Here is an 18,147-nt window from a genome sequence, read left to right on the forward strand (position 1 = left end):
TCGCGAAGGCGCTGAAACCGTCGCCGAATGCGTTAGCTGACACAGCGTATTCGCGAGCAAGCCCGCTCCCACCGGTTGACCCCGTTGATTCAGTTGCACTGGAGTGACTGTGATGAAACTGCTCAAGATCCTGCCCGCCCTGGCTTTCGCCGCGTTCGTGGGCCAAAGCTCGGCCTTTTCCTTCGGCGCCACCGAAGACGCCGTCGCCATCGCGCCACCGGCGCTGGACCTGCCCGCCGAACCCGGCAACCTGCAAACCGCTGTGTTCGCCGGTGGTTGCTTCTGGGGCGTACAAGGGGTGTTCCAGCATGTGCAAGGGGTGAAAAACGCCGTCTCCGGTTATGACGGCGGCGCGGCGAACACAGCCCAATACGAGTCGGTCAGCGGCGGCGACACCGGCCACGCCGAATCGGTATCAGTGACGTACGACCCTGGCAAAGTCAGCTACGGCAAGCTGCTGCAGATCTACTTCTCGGTGGCCCACAACCCCACCGAACTCAACCGCCAGGGCCCGGATTCCGGCACCCAGTACCGCTCGGCGATCTTTGCGCAGAATGCCGAGCAGCAAAAAGTTGCCCAGGCCTACATCGCCCAGTTGGACGCTGCCAAGTCGTTCGATAAACCCATCGTGACTAAAATCGAGATGGGCAAGGCGTTTTACCCCGCAGAGTCCTACCACCAGGACTTCCTCACCGAGAACCCGTCCTATCCCTACATCGTGATCAATGACCTGCCGAAAGTCGCACAGCTCAAAAAGCTGTTCCCCGAGCAGTACCGCGCCGAGCCCGTGCTGGTCAAAAATCAGTAATCCTCTGGGGGAGCGGGCTTGCCCGCGAATGCGCTGGACCCGTCAGTACTGCTGTGACGGGCATACCGCTTTCGCGGGCAAGCCCGCTCCCACCTGTTGATCTGCTGGGTAGCTACACCACTTCCAGATACGAGCTATGGATCGCCCGCGCCAATTCGCGCACGGTGTCGATAAACTCGGTCAACCGGCTGTGCAGCCCATCTTCGAGAATCTCATCGATCCCGGTGTACCGCAGCCGCGCTTCGAACTCCGCCGCCAGGCGCTGCGCTGTGCGCCCGTAACTGCCGGGCAGGTCGGCGAGGATATGGCTCAATTCCTCGATACACGCATGCAGCGAGCGCGGCACGTCACTGCGCAACAGCAGCAACTCCGACACCGAGCGCGCATTCAAGGCATTCGGGTACAGCTCGGTATACGCCTCGAACGATGACAGCGCGCGGAGCAGGGCGCTCCACTGGTAGTAACCACGGGCCGAGAGGTCGCTGACTTCCTCTGATTCCTCGCCGAACATTTCATAACGCGCATCCAGCAGGCGCAGGGTGTTGTCCGCGCGCTCGACGAAGGTGCCCAGGCGAATGAACCGGTAGGCGTCATTGCGCATGATGGTCCCGGACGTGGCGCCCCGGAACAGGTGCGAACGCTGCTTGACCCAATCACAGAAGTGGCTGATGCCATGTCTCGCCAGGCCGCCGGCGGCGATGCTGCGCATTTCCAGCCAGGTGGCGTTGAGGTTTTCCCACATGTCGGCGGTGATGCGCCCGCGTACCGCATGGGCATTGCCCCTGGCAGCGCGCAGGCAGTTGTAGATGCTGGCGGGGTTTTCTTCGTCGAGCGCGAAGAAGTGCAACATGCGCTCGGCGTCCAGCTGCGTGTGGCGCTCCAGGTAACTGTCGAGGGTGCCGCTGCTGAGCAACGACATCGCCAGTTCATCCAGGCCATCGCTGCGCCCGGCCTGGGGCATCAACGACAACGAGTAACTGACTTCGAGCATGCGCGCGAGGTTCTCGGCGCGCTCCAGGTAACGCGACATCCAGTACAGATCTGCGGCGGTTCTACTCAACATACTCAGCCCTCCACCACCCAGGTGTCCTTGGTTCCACCGCCTTGCGACGAGTTGACGATCAACGAGCCTTCACGCAGGGCCACCCGCGTGAGGCCGCCGGGCACCAGGCGGGTTTCCTTGCCGGACAGCACGAAGGGCCGCAGGTCGATGTGCCGCGGCGCGATGCCGTTTTCGACAAAGGTCGGGCAGGTGGACAGGCTCAGGGTCGGTTGGGCGATATAAGCATGTGGACGCGCCTTGATGCGCTGGCGGAAATCCTCGATTTCAGCCGCGCTGGACGCCGGGCCGACCAGCATGCCGTAGCCGCCGGAGCCTTGGGTTTCCTTGACCACCAGTTCCGGCAGGTGCGCGAGTACGTGGGACAACTCGTCGGGCTTGCGGCACTGGAAGGTTGGCACGTTTTGCAGCACCGGCTCTTCATCCAGGTAGAAACGGATCATTTCCGGCACGTAAGGGTAGATCGACTTGTCGTCCGCCACGCCGGTGCCGATGGCGTTGGCCAGCACCACGTTGCCGGCGCAATAGGCGGCCACCAGGCCGGGCACGCCGAGCATCGATTCGGGGTTGAACGCCTGCGGGTCGAGGAACGCGTCGTCGATACGGCGGTAGATCACGTCCACGGCCTTGGGGCCGTCAGTGGTGCGCATGAACACCTTGAGGTCATGCACGAACAGGTCGGCGCCTTCCACCAGCTCCACGCCCATTTCCCGGGCCAGGAACGCATGTTCGAAAAACGCGCTGTTGAAGCGGCCCGGCGTCAGCACCACCACATTGGGGTTGTCCAGGCGGCTGGAGCTTTTCAGGGTCTTGAGCAACAGGTTGGGGTAGTGGTCCACCGGCGCGATGCGCTGTTTGGCGAACACCTCGGGAAACAGCCGCATCATCATCTTGCGGTCTTCGAGCATGTAGCTCACGCCACTGGGCGTGCGCAAGTTGTCTTCGAGCACGTAGTACGTGCCGTCGCCGTCGCGCACCAGGTCGACGCCGGAGATGTGCGAATAGATATCACGGTGCAGGTCGAGGCCGACCATGGCCTTCTGATACCCCTCGTTGCCCAGCACCTGGTCTGCCGGAATGATCCCGGCCTTGATGATGCGCTGGTCGTGGTAAATGTCGGCGAGGAACATGTTCAGCGCATTGACGCGCTGGATACAGCCGCGCTCGATCACGCTCCACTCACTGGCGGGGATGCTGCGCGGGATGATGTCGAAGGGGATCAGGCGCTCGGTGTCTTGTTCGTCGCCGTAGAGGGTGAAGGTGATCCCCGCGCGGTGGAACAGCAAATCGGCTTCGCGACGGCGCTGGGCCAGCAGTTCCGGTGGCGTGTTGGCCAGCCAGCGGGAGAAATCCTGATAATGCGCACGGCACACGCCGTTTGCGTCATTCATTTCATCAAAGAAAGATCGAGCCATTCCAGTACCTTGTCAGTGCCGAGGGACGCATGGGGTGGCACTGCCGCTTTAAAAAACGCATTTTTTTATGAGCCCGTGGCTGACGGTGCCACTGGGCCTGGTCCTTACTTTCTTATGGGGTCGGCTCTGGGTCGGGGGGTAACGAATGCTCCTGTATCCGGGCAGATGAATGGATAAAGCAATGCCTGTGCCGGATTGGGTGTACGCGGGGTATTTATCCGTTGGCGGGTAGCCGCTGACGATGGCAAGCCTGCTCACGGCAGGAAGCTTGCGTGTCCTGGCTCGGATGGAATGCCACAAAGGGGCAGGGCGCGCACCACGCTGGTGCGTGAACAAACTTGAACTTCGCCCCCTGCCGATTCTTCTAACAGGTCTCACACCAGCACGGAGCACGGACGTGCCCAGAATCATCTCACCCGACACCCCGGAATCGAACCTGACCGATCACAGCGAACACAACGCCAAGATCTTCGGTTCGCCCAAGGACCGCCTGGACTTCTACCGGCGCGAAATCCAGTACGAAACCACCATTCTCGCCAACCGCACCGACGCATACCTCACCGCGCAGTCGTTCCTGGTGATTGCGTTCGTCTCCGGTATGGGCAACCTCAATCCGGAATGGGGCAAGTTGTTCACCGTGGTCGTGCCGGTATTCCTGGCCGCGCTGGGGATCCTCAGTTCCCTCAACGCCTGGCCAGGCATTCGCGCCGCTTACGAAATCATCGACCATTGGCACTACAAGCAGAGCGAATTGCTGCGCAGCGAACCGGTGATGGGCATGGCCTATGACGAGTCGCCGCTGTTTTCCGAGATGGAGTCGTCCCACAAGGGCTATCGCAAGTCGCTGCTGTTCTCGATGCGCGCCCCGTGGTTGTTCATGGTGTTCTGGGTGTTGCTGGGGGCGTACGCGTTTTACATCCAGGTGGACAATCCTGGCTCTTAAGCAAGTTGAACTTCGGCTACCCGCGCGGGACCTTATCTTTACGCAGTCTGCGTTTTTTAAACGAGGTGACCCATGAGCACAGACAACGATCCGCAAACCAGCAACCGCAACGACCCGGCGATCGACGGCGGCGAGCCGGCGCCAGGTACGGCGGCCGATGCGCCCAAAGATCCGAAGCCTGCCAGTGATCCCAAGGCCAAGGAAAACGACTACAGTCCAGACTTCAAGCCTGAGCCCGAGGTCAAGCCTGAAACCGATGCCGATATCGACACCCAAGGTGGTTAGAGGAGACGGTCATGTCCAAAGAACTGGAAGAAGAACTCAACGACCCCGGCAATGAAGACCCGGGTTCGTTGATGGATGATGCAGAAGTGCCGCTCAATGACCTGGATGAAGCCGCGGATGTCGGCAACACCGAAAATCAGGACTGAGCCTTGCCCTTGGCACGTCGTTCATACCACGCCAGCATCGGCTGGGTACTGAGGCCATGAACGACGATGCTCAAGGCGATCACTGACAGCGTCAGGTTCACCGCCACCGCGCTGCTGGTCCCGATCAAGCCGTGGTTGAGCGCGTAGAACAGGTAGTAAATGCTGCCGATCCCACGGATCCCAAACCAGCCCATCAAGCCGCGTTGCTGGCGATCGATCAGGCTGCCCCACGGGATGGCGAAGACGCTCAGCGGGCGAATCACACAGAACAGCAACGCCGCCAACGGCAGTGCGCGCCAATCCCAATGGCTGATCAGCACAATCCCCAGCACCGTCACCAGGAACACCTCCATCGAACGCTCCACCAGGCTGCCGAACGAGAGCATGTCGCCCATCATCACGCCGGCGGCAATCTGGCTATCTTCCAGCCCGCTGGTGTCGCCTTGCAGTGCGCGTTCCGGCTCCACTTCCAGATGCCCCACTACCGGCAATGCCAGGTGTTCCGACGGCGTCTGCGAATGGCCGGTTGAGCGGAATTCGGCCTGGCGCAGCCCCAATCCGGCGGCGAACACCGACAGGAAGCCGTAACCGCCAACGGCCTCGGCCGCCACATAGGCCAGGGCGATGAGGGCGAGGGTCAGGTAGTCATTCGGCGACAGCGTGCTGTCGCTGTTGGTGATGCGCAGCCACAGCGTCACGCGGCCAATGCCGCGCCCCATCCAATAGCCGATCAACAGCCCGGCCGGCACCGCCCACAGCAGGTTCTTCAGCACCCAGCCGCCCAGCCAGTCACCGTCGAAGCCGCCGTGCTGCATGAACACCAGGGCGAAAATCACGAACGGGAACGCCGTGCCGTCGTTGAGCCCGGCCTCGCCGGACAGGCCGAAACGCAGCGCGTCGTAGTCCTGGGCGTTATTGACCTGCACCAGGCCCGCCAGCACCGGGTCGGTCGGCGCGAGGATGGCCCCCACCAACAGCGATACCCCCCACGACAGTTCAAACAGGTAGTGCAACGCCAGGCAGATGCCGAGGATGCTCAACAGCATCACCGGGCCGGCCATGCCGAACGCAATCCGCCAGGTGCGATGGCGCAGCGGCAGGCGCAGCTTGAGGCCGCTGACAAACAGCGAAAACAGCACCGCGACCTCGGTGAGGTGCTCCATCCAGCGTGCAGAGTGCTGGATATCCAGGTGCAACAAGTCCATCCCCAGCGGGCCGATGCCGACGCCCAGCAGCAGGCACACGGCCGAGGCGGTCACCGGCATCCAGCGCAGGTAAGAGGAGGTGAGGGCGAGGGTGAGCAATACGGCGCCGAGGACGGCCATCCATAGAATAAAAGTCATCGAGCAGTTACCGGGCCGTGGTCTATCCAGGTTTGAGAGTGACGGTCCGGCGCAGGTTCAATGTGATTCCATCAACTGCGAACCGATGGTTTTCAGGCGGATCATGTCCATCAATTGGCGCAGTCCTGGCTGCGATTGCCGGCGGCTCGGATAGTACATGCACAGCGGCTCGCCCACGCAGGCCCAGTCCGGCATGACGTCCACCAAGCGGCCGTCCGCCAGTTCCTGTTGCACGCGGTTGGCCAGGCAGTAGGCAATGCCGACGCCTTGCAGGGCGGCATGCACGATGGTTTCGGTATCCGCCGCGCTGAAATGGCCTGGCACGTCGATGCGCTGCTGGCGCGGGCCATTACCCAACTCCCATTTGTAGGGCGTCTTGTCGCCCAGGTACATGCGGATGCACGCGTGCTCTAGCAGATCCTTGGGTTGCTGTGGCGTGCCACGCCGGGCGAGGTAGGCGGGGGAGGCGACGGTGATCCAGCGCAACGCGCCCGTCAGCGGCACGGCGACCATGTCCTGGGGCACGGTGGCGCCGTAGCGGATGCCGGCGTCGTAGCCCTCGGCGACGATGTCGATCATCTGGTCCTGCACGATCAGGTCCAGGCGCAGCTGCGGGTAGGCGGCGCAGAAGTCCCCGAGAATCGGCGCCAGCAGCAATACCGCGGCATCGCGTGGCACGTTGAGGCGCAGCCGGCCGATGGGGGCTTCGCGGTACAGCTCCAGGGTGTCGAGGCCGTCCTGGATCGTGGCAAACCCCACGCTGAGTTTTTCCGCCAGCAGGGTGCCGGCGTCGGTGGGTTCCACGGCGCGGCTGGTGCGGTACAGCAGCTTCACGCCCAGGCGGGTTTCCAGGTTGCGCATGGTGTGGCTCAGCGCGGAGGTGGTCACGCCGAGTTCATGCGCGGCATGGCGAAAGCTGCGGCGGCGGATGATTGCCATGAACACGTTGAGATCGGCCAATTCGGAACGGTTGAAGGCAGCCATTTCAAGTCTCTTTAGTGGGGCTTTGGTTGAATGCGGCGTTGAGCCCTATTCAACCTGGGATGACCTAGAGTAATTGCTTTTCTAAGCATGTTGACGGTCAGGGGTTTTATTTCATGTACGTTGAGACCATCCGCATCGCCGGTATCGATACACCGGTCTCGCGAATAGCCCTCGGCACCTGGTCGATGGGCGGTCACCTGTGGGGCGGCGCCGACAACGAACAGGCGACCCGAACCCTTCGGCATGCGTTGGCACTCGGAATCAACCTGATCGACACCGCGCCGGTGTATGGCTTTGGTTTATCCGAACAGATGATCGGCAGGGCCCTGCGCGGCGTGCGCCACAGCGCCGTGATCGCGACCCAGGCCGGGCTGCATTGGGATGACGGCCCGCCAAGGCGCAACGCCACGGCCCGGCGCATCCGCAAAGCGCTCGAAGACTCGCTGGTGCGCCTGGACACCGACTACATCGATCTGTACCAGATCCACTGGCCCGACTCGCCGGTGGCCCAGGAAGAAACCGCCGATGAGTTGGAGCGTCTGCGCCGCGAGGGCAAGATCCTTGCCGTCGGGGTGAGCAACTATGCCTCCACGCACAGGGATAGTTTCAGCCAGCACACTGCGGCGGCCACCGTGCAACCGCCGTACAACCGGTTCGAACGCAGCATCGACAGCGCTATCCTGCCGTATGCCAGGCAGCATGGCCTGGTGGTGCTGGCCTACGGGCCGCTGTGCCGCGGCTTGCTCAGCGGCAACCTGCATGCGCAGCCCCCTTTCGCCGGGGACGCTGTGCGCACGCTCGACCCGACATTCAAGGCGCCGCGTTTCGAGCAATACCTGGAAACGGTGGCCGCGCTGGGTATCTATGCGCGCGAGCGCCACGGCAAATCGGTGCTGGCCCTGGCCTTGCGTTGGGTGCTCGACCAAGGCCCGACCATCGCGCTGTGGGGAGCCCGGCGTCCCGAGCAATTGCGCGGCTTCGAAGAAGCGTTTGGCTGGCAACTGACCCCTGAAGACCTGACGAATATCGACCGTATCCTCGCCAGCACGATAAAAGACCCGCTCGGCGCGCCGTTGTAGCCCTGCGCCAGCGATGTCGGCGGCCAGACTCCGAGCCTTGCTCGGTGCAGGATTGGCATTCGCGACCTGTTCGCACGATAAACGACATCGCCCTGAATCTATCCATTGAACGACTGTTCAGTTTCAACTATGTTGACCGCATCCACCCGTTTGCACGCAGACGGGTTCGCGCTGTTTCTTCTTGAACGAGAGGCTCTGGCATGCGGTTTTCCCCTTTTGTTGAGCGAATTGCGGGCCAGGGTGTAGCGGCCTGGGACATTCACCACGCCGCCTTCCAAGCCGCCAGCCAGGGCGAAGACATCATCATCCTCAGCGTGGGCGATCCGGATTTCGCCACGCCAGCCTTCATCACTGACGCCGCCGTCGACGCCCTGCGCGAGGGCGACACTCACTACACCGAAATCCCTGGCCGGCCGGCACTGCGCGAGGCGATTGCCGCGCGCTACAGCCAGACCCTGGCGCGACCCTTGAACGCGGAAAACGTGATTACCGTGGCCGGTGCGCAGAATGCCTTGTTCGTCGCTTCGCTGTGCCTGTTGCAGGCCGGCGATGAAGTGCTGGTGCTCGACCCGATGTATGTCACCTACGAAGCCACCCTCAAGGCCAGCGGCGCGACGCTGGTGCGCGTGCCGTGCTCGCCGGCCTCCGGCTTTCGCCTCGACGCACAGCTGCTTGCCGCCGCAATCACGCCGCGCACCCGCGCGATCTTCTTCTCCAACCCGAACAACCCCACCGGCGTGGTCCTCAATGCCGAGGAGCTGCAGGCCATCGCCGCGTTGGCCATCGCCCATGACCTGTGGGTGGTGGTGGATGAAGTCTACGAAAGCCTCGTATTCGATGGCGAATACCACAGCCTGGCCGCACTGCCGGGCATGGCCGAGCGCTGCGTGGTGATCGGCAGTCTGTCGAAGTCCCACGCCATGACCGGCTGGCGCATTGGCTGGCTGGTGGCCGCGCCCGCGTTGATCGTGCACGCCGAAACCCTGGTGCTGAGCATGCTCTACGGGCTGCCGGGGTTTGTGATGGAAGCCGCCACGGCGGCGGTGCTCGCCCACGATGAGGTCACTGCGGGCATGCGCGAGATTTACCGGCGCCGTCGCGACCTGGTGGTGAGTGGCCTGAGCGCTTGCCCCGGGATCCAGGTGCGGGCGCCACAGGCGGGCATGTTTGTGCTGGTGGATGTGCGCGGCACCGGCCTGGGCTCGCTGGACTTTGCCTGGCGGCTGTTGCGTGAAGCGGGTGTGTCGGTGCTGGACGCGGCGGCATTCGGCGAGCCGGCCCAGGGGTTCGTGCGGTTGTCCTTTACCTTGAGTGAAGAGCGCCTCGCCGACGCCTGCCGGCGCATCGCCGCGTTTGTCACGCGGCTCGCGGGTGAGCCGCGTACCGCGCCGGCGCCCATTGTCGAAGTGGCGCCGCCGGTACAGGCGAAGAAGATGATCGAAGTGATCGACCTGCATAAGCGCTTCGGCAATATCGAAGTGCTCAAGGGCATTTCCCTCACGGCCCACGAAGGCGACGTGATTTCGCTGATTGGCGCGAGTGGTTCGGGCAAAAGCACCTTGCTGCGCTGCATCAATATGCTCGAGGTGCCGGACCAGGGCAGCATTCACGTGGATGGCGAAAGCATCAAGTTGAACTACGGCCGCCCCGGCGCGCCGCTGGTGGCGGACGCCAGGCAACTGGTGCGCATCCGCTCGACCCTGGGCATGGTGTTCCAGAACTTCAACCTGTGGCCCCACCGCACGGTGCTGGAAAACCTTATCGAGGCGCCCACCCAGGTGCTGCGCGAAAGCCGCGCCGAAGCCATCGAGCGCGCCGAAGCCTTGCTCGACCGCGTCGGCCTGGCCGCCAAGCGCAACGAGTACCCGGCGTTCCTTTCCGGTGGCCAGCAACAGCGGGTGGCAATCGCCCGCGCGCTGGCCATGCGTCCCAAAGTCATGCTGTTCGACGAACCCACCTCGGCCCTCGATCCGGAACTGGTGGGTGAAGTGCTGCGGGTGATCCGCTCCCTGGCCGAAGAAGGCCGCACCATGATCCTGGTCACCCACGAGATGGCCTTCGCCCGGGATGTGTCTTCAAAAGTGGCTTTTCTGCACCAAGGCATGATCGAGGAAACCGGCTCGCCGGACTCGGTGTTCATCGATCCACGCAGTGAACGTTGCCGACAGTTCGTCAACGCGCATCAAACTCGCTAACTCCATAAAAAGACGGGGCAAATCATGACATTCAAACCCATGGCAAGCTGGTTGGGCGGAGCAGTATTGATGTTGGCCGCAGGTTTTACGCTGGCGGCCGAGAAACCTATCGTGTTTGCCGTTGCGGCCGAACCTTATCCGCCGTTCACGGTGAAAGGCGGCAACGGCCAGTGGTCCGGCTTTGAAGTGGACCTGATCCACAAGCTGTGCGAGGGCATGAAAGCCGAGTGTCAGATCAAGGAAGTGGCGTGGGATGGGATTATCCCGTCGCTGCTGGCGAAGAAGATCGACGTGATTTTCTCGTCGATGTCGGTCACTGACGAGCGCGAAAAACAGATCGCCTTCAGCCGCGCCTACTACGACTCGTTGCTGGGCGTGGCGGGGCCCAAGGGCAGTGAAGTGGAGATTTCCCCGGCGGGCCTCAAGGGCAAGTTGATTGGCGTGCAGATCTCCACGGTCAGCGCCAATTACCTGAAGAAGTACTACGAAAATATCGCTGACCTCAAGTACTACGACACCCAGGAATCGGCCAACGCCGACCTGATCGCCGGGCGCATCGACTACATGATGGCCGACGACACTGCCATCGCCATGATGGTCAAGACCCCGGAAGCCAGCGGCCTGGCGCATATCGCCAGTGTGCCGTACGACCCGATCATCGGCCGGGGCGTCGGCGCGGGGCTGCGCAAGGAAGACACCGAGCTCAAGGCGCGCCTGGACAAGGCCATCGGCGAACTGCTGGTGAGCAAGGACTATGACGACCTGTCCCAGCATTACTTTGGCCTGTCGGTCAGCCCGTGCAAACGCACCGACACGCCGGCGTATGTCAGCAAGGTGTGTGAGAGCCCGTATGCGCAATAGGTTTGGAGAAGTGGGAGGCTAGGAGGCTGTTGTGGTTTTGGTGTTGAGGGGGCTTTTGTGGTGAGGGGGCTTTTGTGGTTTTTGTGGTGAGGGGGCTGTTGTGGTGAGGGGGCTTGCCCCCCGTTGGAGTGCGCAGCGCTCCCGCTTTTCTTGGGGCCGCTACGCAGCCCAACGGGGGACAAGCCCCCTCACCACAGGAAAACCAAGGCCACTGGATCAGTTCTCCCTCCACAGGAAAACCAATGCCACTGGATAAGCCCTCACTCCACAGGAAAAACCAATGCCACTGGATAAGCCCTCACTCCACAGGAAAAACCAAGGCCTCTGGATAAGCTCTCAATCCACAAGAAAACCAAAGCCAATGGACAAGCCCCCATGCCACAAGCACACATCACCCCAGGGCAATCACACAACCCTCGTTAATCGTGGAGTAAGCCGATGTTCGATCTCCTGAGCTTCAGCGATCAAGGCTGGGGCAATGCACTGCTCAAGGGCTTGTGGATGACCCTGCAGATCTCCGCCGGCGCGTTTGCGGTAGGGCTGTTGATCGGCCTGGTGGTGGCCTGCGCCAAGCTCAGTGCACCCCGGCCGATTGCCTTGCTGATGCGCGGCTACACCACACTGTTTCGTGCGGTGCCGGAACTGCTGCTGATCCTGTTGCTGTATTACGCCGGGTCCATGGGCCTGAACGCGCTGATGCTGTGGCTGGGGTTTGCGCAGGTGAACATCAGCGGTCCGCTGGTGGCGATCCTGGTGCTGGGGCTGGTGCAGGGCGCCTACGCGTCGGAGATCTTTCGCGCGGCGATCCTGGCGATTCCCCATGGCCAGATCGAAGCGGCGCGGGCCTTTGGCTTGAGCGGGTTTGGCCTGTTTCGCCGGGTGACCTTGCCGATCATGGCGCCGTACGCCTTGGCCGGCATGTCCAACCTGTGGATCAACCTGATCAAGGACAGCGCCTTGATCAGCGTGGTCGGCACCAACGAATTGCTCTACACCGCCAAGCAGGCAGCCGGTTCGACCCGGCAATACCTGTTGTTCTACCTCGCGGCCGCCGCCTTGTATTACCTGGTGACGCTGGCTTCCAACTACCTGTCCGGGCGCCTGGAGCGACGTATTCGTCGCTGGATGCCGGTTGTCGAGTGAGCCGCCCATGCCTGAATGGATAAGTTATTACGCCGCACTGATCGCCAAGGGCCTGCAGACGACCTTGTCGCTGCTGGTCATTTCCGCGCTGCTGGGCTTTGCCCTGGCGGTGGGGGTGGCGTTGGCCCGCCTGTCGCGGCGCAAATGGCTGGCACGTGCCGCATTGGCCTACACCAGTGTGTTGCGCGGCACGCCGCTGCTGATCCAGATCTACATTTTCTACTACGGGCTGGGCAGCTTGTTCGCGCAGTTTCCGATGATCCGGGGCAGCTTTCTCTGGCCGTTCTTGCGCGACGGCTATTGGTACATCGTGTTCGCCCTGGTGCTGTCAGTGGGGGCCTATGTGGGTGAGGTGATTCGCGGCGGCCTGCTGGCGGTGCCCAAGGGCGAGATGGAAGCCGCCTCGGCCTTCGGCATGACCCCGCGCCAGGCCCTGTTGCGGGTGCGCCTGCCACGCGCGATGCGCCTGTTGCTGCCGACCCTGGCCGGGGAAACGGTGATGCTGCTCAAGTCCACAGCGCTGGCCTCGACCATCGCCGTGGTCGACCTGCTCGGCGCGGCCAACGTGGTGCGTGCGCAGACCTTGCAGATCTATCAGCCGTTGCTGTTGGTGGCCGGGGTTTACCTGTGCCTGACCTTCCTCATCGAAGGCGTCTATGCCATCGCCGAACGCCGTGGCACGCCGCTGCGCAGGTCAGTCGGATGAGCCCGGATCGCTCGCTGCAGGGGATTGCCCTGTGCTCACTGGCCTATGCGTTCCTGGCGCTGCAGGACGCGGTGATCAAATGGCTGGTGGCCGATTATTCGGTGTTCACCATTCTGTTCTGGCGCAGCCTGGTGGTGGTCGCGGCGTGCGTGGTCGCCGGGCGCATGGGCTTGTTGCGCCGGGCGTGGACTTCGGTGAGCCGCCGGCTGCTGATCATCCGCGGGCTGTTGTCGTTGCTCGCCTGGCTGCTGTATTACACCGGCGCCAAGGACCTGACCCTGGCGGAAATGACCACGTTGTATTTCTCCGCGCCGATCATGGTCACGTTGCTCGCGGCGTTGATCCTCAAGGAGCGCGCCAGCCGTGGCCAGTGGATCTCGCTGCTGATCGGCTTTGTCGGCGTGGTGATTGCCTGTCGTCCGAGCAACATGCTCGACCCGGTGCCGATCGCGCTGACCCTGGCGGCCGCGCTGTGCTGGGCGTTCACCTATATCCAGCTGCGCCAGGTCGACCCGACCACCTCGGTGCTGGAGCAGATGCTGATCACCAATGTGGTGTTTGTGGTATGCATGGCCGTGACCTTGCCCTGGACCCACACGCCCGCGCCGTTGCCGTCGTGGCTGGGCATGTTGGCGGCGGGGCTGGTCGGCGGTATTGGCCAGTTCCTGCTGTTTGCCAGCTTCCGCCGCGCCACCGCGACGCTGCTCGCACCGTTCGAATACACCGGGCTGATCTGGGCGTTCCTGTTGTCGAGCCTGATCTGGGGCACGTCGATGGATATCTCGCTAATCATCGGCGCAGTGTTGATCGCCGTCAGCGGCACCCTGGCCATGCTCAGTGCACGGCACCCGGTGTCACGGGACGTGGTCGGCGCCGAATGCTCCGTGACGCAACCCCTGTACCCAGCAGCGGCAGATGTGCAGCCCGTTGGCGGGGCTGAAGGTGCCGGGGTTGAGGCACCCCTCGAGCCAGAGTCCGTCGAGCATCGCCGATAGGCCGATGGCGGCGAGGTGGCTGTCGTGGATCACCAGCTGCTCGCTGCGGGCCAGGTCGTCGAGCAGTTGCTGGATCAGTCCCAGGTAGGCGCGGTAGCTGTTTTCGTGGGACTGGTTCACGTGGGGCGAGTGACGGATCAGGCTCCAGAACACCACCCACACGCCGAGCAGGTCGGGGTCCATGACCCGCGGCGAAAACGACGCGCTGAGGAACGCATCCAGGCGCGCGGCGGCGCCTTCGACCCGCTCGACCTGTGCCCACAGCGCGCTGGTCAACTCATTGGCCAGCTTGTGGTAGGTCTCGGCGATCAGCGCGTCAATGCTACCGAAGTGGTGGTTGAGCAAGCCCACCGACACGCCGGCCTCGGCGGCAATCCGGCGCACCGAAATTCCGGCGTGGCCGTCGCGGGCAAGGCAGGTGAGGGTGGCGGCAATCAGCAGGTCGCGGCGTTCGTCAGGGTCGGCACGGCGCAGTTTTGCAGGGGGTGTGGTCACGGCAATGCCCTTGAGGAAAGACCAGAAGGCTCAGGTTAGTTGAACATGTGTTCAATCTCTAGCGGTTAATTGATCAGAGGAGGGCAAGGCATGGCAAAAGACCTTTCGTGGCAGGTGCCCGGTGATGCCGGCAACCTGCTGCACATCGGCGCCTGGCGCTTTGAAGGCGACGGCAGTGGCCCCCGGGTGCATCTGCAGGCCGGCGTGCACGCCGACGAAATCGCCGGGATGCTGGTGCTGCACCAGTTGTTGCCGCGCTTGCAGGCGTGTCAGGACCAAGGCCTTCTCAGGGGCTGCGTGACAGTGGTGCCGCAGGCCAACCCGTTCGGCATCGGCCAGTTTCGCCAAGGCAAATTACTCGGGCGTTTTCATGAGGCCACCGGGCAGAACTTCAACCGCGCCTTCGACCATTCGCTGGCCATGCAGCGCCCGGCCAGCAACCTCGCGCAGTGGCAGAAAAGCCTGGTGCAACTGGCCGCCGACGCCGACCTGGTGCTGGACCTGCACACCGACGATGAAGCCTTGCCGTACCTCTACATCCACCGCAGCTTCTGGCCGGAACAGGGCCTGGCGCTGGCGGCGGCGTTGCAAGTGGACGTGGTGATCGTCTGGGATGACGGTGGCGACGGCTCTTTCGAAGAAACCATCATCAACCACGCCGCGCCGCAGTTGGCCGCCACCCTCGAGTTGCGCGGGCAGGCCGATGTCAGCGATGCCTTGGCGCGCCAGGACGCCGACGCCTTATGGAACTGGCTGTGCATCAGCGGCGTGATCGATGCGGTCGCGACCATCGGCGAATGGCGGGGCGAGGTGGTGGACATGGGCTGCATGGAGACGATCCTCGCGCCACGTACCGGTGTGCTGGTGTTTGAAAAATACCTCGGCGATTGGGTCGAAGAGGGCGAGCGCTTCGCACGGATCATCGGGCGTCCCGGCGACCCTGGCTCCGAAGTGCCCCTGCACGCGGCGCAGCGCGGACGCATGGTCACCGGCCACCGTGAGCGCCTGGTCGCCCAGGGCTCGGTGGTGGCCAAATTCACCGGCACGCGCTTGTCCGACAGCTACAGCGGCGGCGTGCTGGACCCGTAAGCGATCAGAGGTCGAAGTGCGAGCCGCGCCGTTTCAGGCGGCGCATGGCACTGTCCAGGTGCGCCCGCGCGCTCGCCGGATCGCCCTCGCGCATCTGCGCATACGCCATCTGCGCCACCTGGGGGTCAATCGGCTTCAGCGGTTGACCACTGGCCATGGCCTTGAGCTGTACTTCGGCGGCACGCTCCAGGTAGTAGATGTCATCCCAGGCTTCGGCGATCGTCGGCGCGACCACCATCACCCCGTGGTTTTTCAGGAAGAGGATATCGGCATCGCCCAGCGCCGCCGCGATGCGTTGACCCTCGCGGTGGTCCAGGGCCAGGCCGTTGTAGTGCGCGTCGACCGCTGTGCGTCCATAGAACTTCAGCGCGGTCTGCCCCAGCCACAACAGCGGCGGGCCTTGCAACAGGCACAATGCAGTGGCATTGGGCATGTGCGTGTGGAACGCGGCCTTGATGCGCGGCTGCTGCTGGTGCAATTGCGCATGGATGTAGAAGGCCGTCGCTTCCGGCGCGCCCTCGCCATCGATCACATTGCCGGCGAAATCGCACACCAGCAGATGGGACGCGGTGATCTCTTCGAAGGCGTAGCCGAACGGGTTGACGAAGAACAGCTCGTCATGCCCCGGAACCGTCGCTGAAAAGTGATTGCAGATACCTTCTTCCATACCGTGCAGCGCCGCCAGTTGCAGGCACGCGGCCAACTCCACCCGCGCGTCGATGGCAGCCACGCTGTCGAGGTTGAAGCGCCCGGCGCGCGGGCCCAGGGAGGAGGGCGTAAAGGTATGTGCCATGGCTCACCACCCCAGGGACTTGAACAGCCCGGGCACGCCGTCGAGGGTCGGCAGGATGGCGTCCGGCGTGTAGTCGGCCAGCAACTGGCGACCGGTGCCACGGTCGATCCAGACACAACGAAAGCCGATGTCCCGGGCGGCGGCGTGATCCAGGTGCGGGCTGGCACAGATATGCACAACTTGGTCGAGGCCGACGCCGAGCTGCTCATGCGCGTAGTCGAACAAGCGCCGATTGGGCTTGTAGGCGCCGGCCTGTTGGGCGGTGATGACGCGGTCGATGTGGCCGCCCAGTTGCGCGACGTTGCCGGCAATCACATCGTCGTCCGTGTTGGAGACGATACACAGCTTGTAGCCCAGCGCCTTGAGCTGCTGGAGCGTGCCCGGCACTTCCGGGAACGGTGGCATGGCACTGATGCTGTCGGTGAGCACCGCGCTGTCGCTGTCATTGGCGGGCAGGCCCAGTTCCTTGAAGGCCAGCTGCAGGCTCAAGCCCGCCAGGGTGCGGAAGCTGCGATGCGGCGGGGTTTGTTCCAGGGTGTGTTCGTGGCGGTCATACACGCTGAGCAGCGTGTCGGGGTCGACTGAATGTGCGCCTTTTTCCGCAAGGATGCGCTCAATGGCGGCGCGCAGGCCTTCGTCCCACTGGATCAGCGTGCCGTAGCAGTCAAAGGTCAGCCAGAGCGGGCGCGGGGAATGTTCAAGTGGCATGGGGCACCTGTCGAAAAGAGTGAGTGACCGGGTCAGCTTAGGAAACCTGGCGGTCAGTGGGAAATTAAATTAACCTCTCCAGCTCAGTTGGATTGTCGATATGAGGGGCGCCAGCATGTTGGATCTAGAATTGCTGCATACCTTGGTCTGCGTGGTGGACGAGGGCAGCTTCACGCGCGCCGCCGAGCGTGTGCATCGCACCCAATCCACGGTCAGCCAACAGATTCGCAAGCTCGAAGACAGCGTCGGCCAGGTCTTGCTGGTGCGTGATCGCTCCGGCCAGCAGGTCAGTGCCACCGAGCACGGCGAATTACTCACCCAGTACGCGCGACGCCTGTTGAACCTGTCCCGTGAAGCCCGCGATGCGTTGAACACCGAGGCCCGCCTGGTACCGGTGCGCCTGGGCGTGCCGGAGGATTTCGACGCCACGCGCATGGCCTCGATGCTCTCCGGTTTTGTGCGCGCGCGCCCGGAAGCGCGGCTGGAAACAGTCAGCGGCATGAGCACCGATCTGCGCCGCCAGTTGGAGAACGGAGAAATCGACATCGCCCTGGTCAAGCGCGAAGCCGGCAGCGGCGAGTGTCACGCCAGTTGGCCGGAGCCCTTGGTGTGGGTCTGCGGACACGGCCAGGACCTGCAGGTCGAAACGCTGCCCCTGGCATTGTTCCCCCAGGGCTGTATCTATCGTCAGCGGGCCATTCGTACGCTGGACAAGGCCCGGCGCAGTTGGCGCGTGGCGTTCGGTAGCCACAGCCTGACCGGGATCCAAGCCGCCGTCACCTCGGGTTTGGGCCTGAGCATCCTGCCCAGGAGCGCGGTGCTGACGACCCACCGCATCTGCACCGAATTACCGCCAGTGCCGCCTTCGGAACTGGCGCTGGTCAGTGGTGTGGAACGCCTGAGCGCCACCCATCAAGGCTTGATCGACTGCCTGCGCGACCAACTGTCAGCAGCCGGCTAGCGCCCGTTTTCCCTCAGCGAAACCCCTCCCTTAGCCGCTCTCGATCAACCAGCCTCCCATCGAGCCGATCAGGCCAGGCTTTCCCGGACTGGCACGACGACCACCTCGCGTGAAACTTTCACCCTCAATAGCACGCAG

General features: G+C 63.3%; 18 protein-coding genes and 1 pseudogene. 12 read left to right on the plus strand and 7 right to left on the minus strand.

The features are described 5' to 3' along the window. Positions 1–112 precede the first annotated feature (112 nt). Positions 113–808 carry a peptide-methionine (S)-S-oxide reductase MsrA gene (msrA, locus tag AC07OJ_RS02915; RefSeq protein WP_282398086.1) on the plus strand — a complete coding sequence of 232 codons (696 nt, stop codon included), beginning with the start codon at positions 113–115 and terminating at the stop codon, positions 806–808. A 112-nt stretch (positions 809–920) separates the two neighbouring features. Here msrA and AC07OJ_RS02920 read toward each other — a convergent pair whose 3' ends face one another. Both AC07OJ_RS02920 and AC07OJ_RS02925 read right to left on the minus strand, forming a co-directional pair. Then, positions 921–1,871 (minus strand): alpha-E domain-containing protein, encoded by a 951-nt coding sequence (locus AC07OJ_RS02920; RefSeq protein WP_120448562.1) that lies wholly within the window; start codon positions 1,869–1,871, stop codon positions 921–923. Positions 1,872–1,873: 2 nt separating this feature from the next. Next, the gene (locus AC07OJ_RS02925; RefSeq protein ID WP_120448563.1) at positions 1,874–3,283 is read right to left on the minus strand and encodes a circularly permuted type 2 ATP-grasp protein; all 1,410 of its coding nucleotides are present in this window, start codon (positions 3,281–3,283) and stop codon (positions 1,874–1,876) included. Between the two features lie 397 nt (positions 3,284–3,680). On the opposite strand from AC07OJ_RS02925, the gene AC07OJ_RS02930 reads away from it, so the two are divergent. From AC07OJ_RS02930 to AC07OJ_RS02940, 3 genes are all read left to right on the plus strand, one after another. Continuing rightward, positions 3,681–4,226, plus strand: coding sequence for a hypothetical protein (locus AC07OJ_RS02930; RefSeq protein ID WP_065905174.1), 546 nt, complete (start codon positions 3,681–3,683; stop codon positions 4,224–4,226). A gap of 72 nt (positions 4,227–4,298) precedes the next feature. Continuing rightward, positions 4,299–4,511, plus strand: a complete 213-nt coding sequence (locus tag AC07OJ_RS02935; RefSeq protein WP_065905176.1) for a hypothetical protein — start codon at positions 4,299–4,301, stop codon at positions 4,509–4,511. Between the two features lie 11 nt (positions 4,512–4,522). After that, entirely contained in the window at positions 4,523–4,657 is a 135-nt protein-coding gene (locus AC07OJ_RS02940; RefSeq protein ID WP_256595100.1) for a hypothetical protein, read from the plus strand. Here AC07OJ_RS02940 and AC07OJ_RS02945 read toward each other — a convergent pair. Continuing rightward, a complete protein-coding gene (locus AC07OJ_RS02945; protein WP_495093889.1) occupies positions 4,648–6,000 on the minus strand; it encodes a cation:proton antiporter in 1,353 nt (450 codons plus the stop codon). The two genes, AC07OJ_RS02940 and AC07OJ_RS02945, sit on opposite strands and share 10 nt — an antisense overlap. Positions 6,001–6,057: 57 nt before the next feature. Beyond that, on the minus strand, positions 6,058–6,984 hold the full coding sequence (locus AC07OJ_RS02950; RefSeq protein WP_120448565.1) for a LysR family transcriptional regulator: 927 nt from the start codon (positions 6,982–6,984) through the stop codon (positions 6,058–6,060). Between the two features lie 113 nt (positions 6,985–7,097). On the opposite strand from AC07OJ_RS02950, the gene AC07OJ_RS02955 reads away from it, so the two are divergent. The 6 genes from AC07OJ_RS02955 to AC07OJ_RS02980 all read left to right on the plus strand — a co-directional run bounded on the left by AC07OJ_RS02955 (position 7,098) and on the right by AC07OJ_RS02980 (position 13,963). Further along, complete coding sequence (locus tag AC07OJ_RS02955) at positions 7,098–8,063, plus strand: aldo/keto reductase (protein WP_495093890.1); 966 nt, start codon at positions 7,098–7,100, stop codon at positions 8,061–8,063. Between the two features lie 200 nt (positions 8,064–8,263). Further along, positions 8,264–10,258 (plus strand): aminotransferase class I/II-fold pyridoxal phosphate-dependent enzyme, encoded by a 1,995-nt coding sequence (locus AC07OJ_RS02960; RefSeq protein WP_120448567.1) that lies wholly within the window; start codon positions 8,264–8,266, stop codon positions 10,256–10,258. 39 nt (positions 10,259–10,297) lie between these two features. Beyond that, on the plus strand, positions 10,298–11,119 hold the full coding sequence (locus tag AC07OJ_RS02965; RefSeq protein ID WP_371920701.1) for a transporter substrate-binding domain-containing protein: 822 nt from the start codon (positions 10,298–10,300) through the stop codon (positions 11,117–11,119). Positions 11,120–11,557: 438 nt separating this feature from the next. Next, entirely contained in the window at positions 11,558–12,262 is a 705-nt protein-coding gene (locus AC07OJ_RS02970; protein ID WP_065905185.1) for an ABC transporter permease, read from the plus strand. Between the two features lie 7 nt (positions 12,263–12,269). Then, a complete protein-coding gene (locus tag AC07OJ_RS02975; RefSeq protein ID WP_201144395.1) occupies positions 12,270–12,968 on the plus strand; it encodes an ABC transporter permease in 699 nt (232 codons plus the stop codon). Then, positions 12,965–13,963 carry a DMT family transporter gene (locus AC07OJ_RS02980; protein WP_495093891.1) on the plus strand — a complete coding sequence of 333 codons (999 nt, stop codon included), beginning with the start codon at positions 12,965–12,967 and terminating at the stop codon, positions 13,961–13,963. Before AC07OJ_RS02975 ends, AC07OJ_RS02980 begins: the two co-directional genes overlap by 4 nt. On the opposite strand, the pseudogene AC07OJ_RS02985 reads toward AC07OJ_RS02980, so the two are convergent. Beyond that, a pseudogene (locus AC07OJ_RS02985) lies at positions 13,919–14,458 on the minus strand (TetR/AcrR family transcriptional regulator); the annotation flags it as partial. The gene AC07OJ_RS02980 and the pseudogene AC07OJ_RS02985 overlap by 45 nt on opposite strands. A gap of 90 nt (positions 14,459–14,548) precedes the next feature. Between AC07OJ_RS02985 and AC07OJ_RS02990 the strand changes: the two are divergent. After that, entirely contained in the window at positions 14,549–15,547 is a 999-nt protein-coding gene (locus AC07OJ_RS02990) for a M14 family metallopeptidase (protein ID WP_495093892.1), read from the plus strand. Positions 15,548–15,551: 4 nt separating this feature from the next. On the opposite strand, the gene AC07OJ_RS02995 is transcribed toward AC07OJ_RS02990, so the two are convergent. Together AC07OJ_RS02995 and AC07OJ_RS03000 are read right to left on the minus strand one after the other, a co-directional pair. Further along, entirely contained in the window at positions 15,552–16,340 is a 789-nt protein-coding gene (locus AC07OJ_RS02995; protein WP_495093893.1) for an aldolase, read from the minus strand. Positions 16,341–16,343: 3 nt separating this feature from the next. After that, entirely contained in the window at positions 16,344–17,048 is a 705-nt protein-coding gene (locus AC07OJ_RS03000; protein WP_495093894.1) for a haloacid dehalogenase type II, read from the minus strand. A gap of 115 nt (positions 17,049–17,163) precedes the next feature. Here AC07OJ_RS03000 and AC07OJ_RS03005 point away from each other — a divergent pair, with 115 nt between their 5' ends. After that, complete coding sequence (locus tag AC07OJ_RS03005) at positions 17,164–18,009, plus strand: LysR family transcriptional regulator (protein WP_495093895.1); 846 nt, start codon at positions 17,164–17,166, stop codon at positions 18,007–18,009. Positions 18,010–18,147: the final 138 nt, after the last annotated feature.

This window comes from Pseudomonas sp. GW821-FHT09C08, from assembly GCF_059418125.1.

Bases quoted from the DNA above. Each gene is read 5' to 3' on its own strand.
- AC07OJ_RS02935 (WP_065905176.1), top strand. From the start codon at position 4,299: ATGAGCACAGACAACGATCCGCAAACCAGCAACCGCAACGACCCGGCG.
- AC07OJ_RS02965 (WP_371920701.1), top strand. From the start codon at position 10,298: ATGGCAAGCTGGTTGGGCGGAGCAGTATTGATGTTGGCCGCAGGTTTT.
- AC07OJ_RS02950 (WP_120448565.1), bottom strand. From the start codon at position 6,984: ATGGCTGCCTTCAACCGTTCCGAATTGGCCGATCTCAACGTGTTCATG.
- AC07OJ_RS02975 (WP_201144395.1), top strand. From the start codon at position 12,270: ATGCCTGAATGGATAAGTTATTACGCCGCACTGATCGCCAAGGGCCTG.
- AC07OJ_RS02940 (WP_256595100.1), top strand. From the start codon at position 4,523: ATGTCCAAAGAACTGGAAGAAGAACTCAACGACCCCGGCAATGAAGAC.
- msrA (WP_282398086.1), top strand. From the start codon at position 113: ATGAAACTGCTCAAGATCCTGCCCGCCCTGGCTTTCGCCGCGTTCGTG.
- AC07OJ_RS02920 (WP_120448562.1), bottom strand. From the start codon at position 1,871: ATGTTGAGTAGAACCGCCGCAGATCTGTACTGGATGTCGCGTTACCTG.
- AC07OJ_RS02955 (WP_495093890.1), top strand. From the start codon at position 7,098: ATGTACGTTGAGACCATCCGCATCGCCGGTATCGATACACCGGTCTCG.
- AC07OJ_RS02970 (WP_065905185.1), top strand. From the start codon at position 11,558: ATGTTCGATCTCCTGAGCTTCAGCGATCAAGGCTGGGGCAATGCACTG.
- AC07OJ_RS02995 (WP_495093893.1), bottom strand. From the start codon at position 16,340: ATGGCACATACCTTTACGCCCTCCTCCCTGGGCCCGCGCGCCGGGCGC.
- AC07OJ_RS03005 (WP_495093895.1), top strand. From the start codon at position 17,164: ATGTTGGATCTAGAATTGCTGCATACCTTGGTCTGCGTGGTGGACGAG.
- AC07OJ_RS02925 (WP_120448563.1), bottom strand. From the start codon at position 3,283: ATGGCTCGATCTTTCTTTGATGAAATGAATGACGCAAACGGCGTGTGC.
- AC07OJ_RS02980 (WP_495093891.1), top strand. From the start codon at position 12,965: ATGAGCCCGGATCGCTCGCTGCAGGGGATTGCCCTGTGCTCACTGGCC.
- AC07OJ_RS03000 (WP_495093894.1), bottom strand. From the start codon at position 17,048: ATGCCACTTGAACATTCCCCGCGCCCGCTCTGGCTGACCTTTGACTGC.
- AC07OJ_RS02960 (WP_120448567.1), top strand. From the start codon at position 8,264: ATGCGGTTTTCCCCTTTTGTTGAGCGAATTGCGGGCCAGGGTGTAGCG.
- AC07OJ_RS02990 (WP_495093892.1), top strand. From the start codon at position 14,549: ATGGCAAAAGACCTTTCGTGGCAGGTGCCCGGTGATGCCGGCAACCTG.
- AC07OJ_RS02945 (WP_495093889.1), bottom strand. From the start codon at position 6,000: ATGACTTTTATTCTATGGATGGCCGTCCTCGGCGCCGTATTGCTCACC.